The following is a 4,042-nucleotide window of genomic DNA, read 5'->3' on the forward strand; positions in this document are numbered from 1 at the left end:
GTTTTTGAAGTTGGAGATAGCTTCGCATACGGATTCAAGACAGACTTTACTTTATAATGACAGGTTGAGCAAGAACAGGTCTATGGCCGTATTCTTCCACCTCAGGAACAAGGGGATCGCTGGATCCAGGATGGGTGTCAGCTGGTACAGTGAGACCAAATTGGTCACCTCTTGTCCTGATGGGGTTGACTGTACTGAGGAGCAGCATCAGCAGAATAGAAGGTCAGTATTGAAGTTGAAGGTAGATAGGTCAGATGTAGATAAGCTTCCTGCTGCATGGAAGGTAGGAAAGTTGAATTTTGCAGACCTACTGAAATAAATGTATGAAGGAATAGCGGAGTTTTAGTTTGTGGCTTACATATAAACTAGTTGTTAGTTAAAAAAAAGATTATCAGAATCATGTTGAATATGTAGATAGTCTTAAACACTATCAGACAGGCTCTTTCCTTAGAAAGGGTTTGTCTTTATAAAAAAACGCTTTCTAGTATACAAATGTCCATTATATACTTGTTTTAGTTATTCCCAAAAAATGATATTCATTCCTAAATTTTACCACAGCCATCCATTACAGCTTGAAATTAGCAGCTTGCATGGATTTTTTTTTGACATAATGTGGATCTTTTTGATGAAGATAAAGACTAAGACAAAAAGGTGTTTAAAAACTATTAAAAGCACTTTTTTAATGGTTTGAATGCCTGATGACAGCTGCCCGATTCACTTATTCCATTACTGCTTTTTCTTCCCTTTCATTTTTTAGGAATACATGTCATTTTTCCGAAATCAATCTACTGGTTCTTTTGGCTAATATTGTGACTTTGCTAATTTATCTTAAATATATTACGAATGAATTTACTGATTTCAATCCTTTCGCTATTTACATATGTTCAAGAATACCCTTTCGAGTTAGATTCATTAAAAAATAACGATGATAATCACGAAATAACTATCAAACCTAAGATCCTTCATGCTGAACCCTTATACATTGATTTGATAAGGGATCTTGGAGCCAGAAAAGGTGAGCAAGAATGGAATGTTGGCTGGGGCATGTTTGATAGAAGGAATTATGATAAGCATGAAGCACTTATAGAATACGAATGGGCACCAATTGACCGCCTTGGTTTTGAGGTGGAATTACCTTTTTCTTTTTACAGCAAAAATGGATCTCACGATGATAATAGACCATCTAATAGAGTCGAGTCTATTAAGCTAGCTACTCAATGGTCTTTTTTAGTAGCTCCAAAGATTGGTACTACTTTAGCTTTAGGCTATATACATGAATTTGAATTTGTGGATATTAAGAATATTCAATGGTCAAATCTTTTCAAAGGAAATGTGTATAATCCTTTTTTTGTTGCGGCCAAAAATTGGGGGAATCGTTACCACACCTTGCTTTACACTGGACCTTCGATAGGAAAGGAATTTGGTAAAAGATCTCATATTTCTTATCAAATCAATTCCAGTATACATTACATGCTGCTCGGTAGTCGTAATTTCATTGGAGTTGAAGTCAATCAAGTGATAGATCATGGACGTATAACTTCAGTCCTGAGACCGCAGATGAGATTGGATATTTCAGATCAGTTGATGGTCGGCATAGTCACTGGCGTGCCTCTCCAAAGAATGGATGAAGGTCTGAGTACTTTTTTGAGAATTGTTTATGAACCAAGTCACAAATATTAACTAAAATACTCTTACTAAGTTTTGTATATAAATCAAAGGATGGATCATGGTAACAAAGAAGTCTTCGCACAGATAAATTTTATTTTATAAATCGCTTTTATTTTTTTGTGATTGTCTACTTTTTTTACCAGTAGAATATTTACAATAGCATAAACCAACGATTTTAAGCCAATATCAATGAATAACTTGTTTGCGGAGTAGATCCAAGATCAATTAATATCGGAAGCTAGGTAAATTGGATTTTTGTATTGTTAATGAAAAATTTCCTCATAAGCATAAATTTTTACATGATTATCCGCTACTTTGCCAGTAATCTCAAGTTCTTGTATTAATGTTTGCATTGGATCAATATCCACAAATATTTAATATCAATTAGTATCGAAATCAATCAAAAAGCAGAAATATATCATACTACTGGCATCATTCCGTATATACATAACTTTTTATTAGTATCCGCTTTCTTGCATAAAGCCAAACAATTGATTCTTGAATTTACGATTTCAATTTCCGCTAACTGCCTCATGGCTAACGAGGTGTGGCCTACCGTATGTTGACGAGTTTTCTTAAATTCTAATGCTTCTTCTTACCAAACGTGCATCATTGCGGACACCTATAATTTTTTTGAGCTGATCTCAATTTTCAATCGGATAAACAGTAATTTTATGCTGTTTCTATTCCCAGAAAATGATATTTATTCCTAAATTCTACCATCGCCATCCATTACAACTTGAAATTAGCAGCTTGCATGGATTTTTTTTGGCCTAGTGTTGATCTTTTTGACAAAGATAAGTTGCTAAGACAAAAAGGTCTTTAAAACCTATTAAAAGCACTTTTTTATTGGTTTGAATGCCTGATGACAGATGTTCAATTCAATTATCCCTTTGCTACTTTTTCTTACCCTTCATTTTTTAGGAATACATGTTATTTTTCAGGAAAAACTTTTCTTCCATCCGGTTCTAGTTTTATGCTCGCTTAAAATGACTTTGATTCGTTGGTCTCTTTTCTGAATCGAAGAGATGCTGTTCATTCATTATAAACTTAAAAAATAAAGCATGATTAAAACTTTACTCAGCGGGCATGTAGCTACTATAATGATCAGTCTGTGTTTTTTCATGAGTTCCCAATTGTTATTTGGGAATTCCGATGCTGTTTTTGATATACCTACAGTCGGTTCACATGGATGTAATTCTGATTTTATTAATCAGCCAAAGCTTATTCAACAAGAACTGATCCTGAGCTACAAGGATTCCTTTTATTTTGAACTAGACGAGCAGATGACTTGGAAAGTTTTTACTGTAGGAGGTGACCTTTATAAAAAAGGAAAAGGAAGTATAGCTGGCTTAGTATTTTCCAATGTTGGTGAATATATCATCGATTTGCGACAACCTATAAAATTTGGACAAAGAAGAGCTAATGGTGTATCAGGTTTTAATCACTCCCAATGCAACCACAGCCCATTTCCTGAGGAGATCAACTTGAAAGTATTGCCTAATTATTTCCTTTATGACTTTGAAAGCATTGAATTTAGTCGCCCTATTGTTGCTGGAAATTGGGATGGAGAAGTCATTTCCGTATTTGCTGATTTTGAAAGCCGCTCTGGTCAAAACCTTCCTTTAGAAAATCTTGAAATCATTGCCTTTGGTGTTGGAGCAACTCTGAAAGGTAAGCTCATATCCTTTGGAAATCATACCCAATCTGGTAGAGTAAAGCTTCAATTTTTACTCCAAGGGGAATTAATGAAAGGTACTTATATCCAATTGAATTTCGTGGATGTGAATGGAATTATTCAGCCCTATTCACTTTTAGAAAAAATTAAATAGTTAAAACAAATGCAAATAAATTTCCCCAAGTATAAAATGAATCACTTGCTTAAAAAATTAACAGTTTTCTTGGTCTTAATTTTAGGGTTTCAAACGTTAAATGCGTTTACTTTGAAACTCGATGCAAATTGGCTACAACTTATTTATCATCAGGTTTCTAACTCTGTTACAGAGTTTATTTATACTCCTGAAGAAAATAAATCCATATCAACTCCTATTGCCTGTGCAAACTATGGCACAGGTCTCGATGATGATTTCGATTGCGATGGTGTGATCAATAGGTTTGACATTGATGATGACAATGATGGGATATTGGATGCAGTGGAATCTCCCAATTGTTTCCAAAGTGCCAACGACTGGAATACCACAGATAAATCATTTTTTGCTACTGTCAGCTCTGATTTAATGACCACTACGGCCAATTCAAATTTTGGTGCACTCACTGATAATTTGGGATTGACCAATGGGGCGGTCCAGTTCTCGACTTCTCCGGCTCAGAATCAATTGAACCAAGAATTATTTAAAGTGACCCTGAGCAGACC

The 4,042-nt window shown here is 34.8% G+C and carries 4 protein-coding genes; all 4 read left to right on the forward strand.

What is annotated here, in order from left to right; genetic code table 11:
• A partial coding sequence (locus IEV57_RS18935) for an OmpA family protein (RefSeq protein WP_188444610.1) occupies positions 1-319 on the forward strand: 319 nt, incomplete at its 5' end.
• A gap of 524 nt (positions 320-843) precedes the next feature.
• Positions 844-1,680 carry an HAEPLYID family protein gene (locus IEV57_RS18940; protein WP_188444611.1) on the forward strand — a complete coding sequence of 279 codons (837 nt, stop codon included), beginning with the start codon at positions 844-846 and terminating at the stop codon, positions 1,678-1,680.
• A 1,052-nt stretch (positions 1,681-2,732) separates the two neighbouring features.
• Positions 2,733-3,500, forward strand: coding sequence for a hypothetical protein (locus IEV57_RS18945; protein WP_188444612.1), 768 nt, complete (start codon positions 2,733-2,735; stop codon positions 3,498-3,500).
• Between the two features lie 45 nt (positions 3,501-3,545).
• Positions 3,546-4,042 (forward strand): hypothetical protein (locus IEV57_RS18950; protein WP_229744574.1); only part of this gene is annotated, 497 nt, incomplete at its 3' end.

Origin of the sequence: Belliella aquatica (genome assembly GCF_014637795.1) — a bacterium.
In the GTDB taxonomy this organism is placed as follows: Bacteria; Bacteroidota; Bacteroidia; order Cytophagales; family Cyclobacteriaceae; genus Belliella; species Belliella aquatica.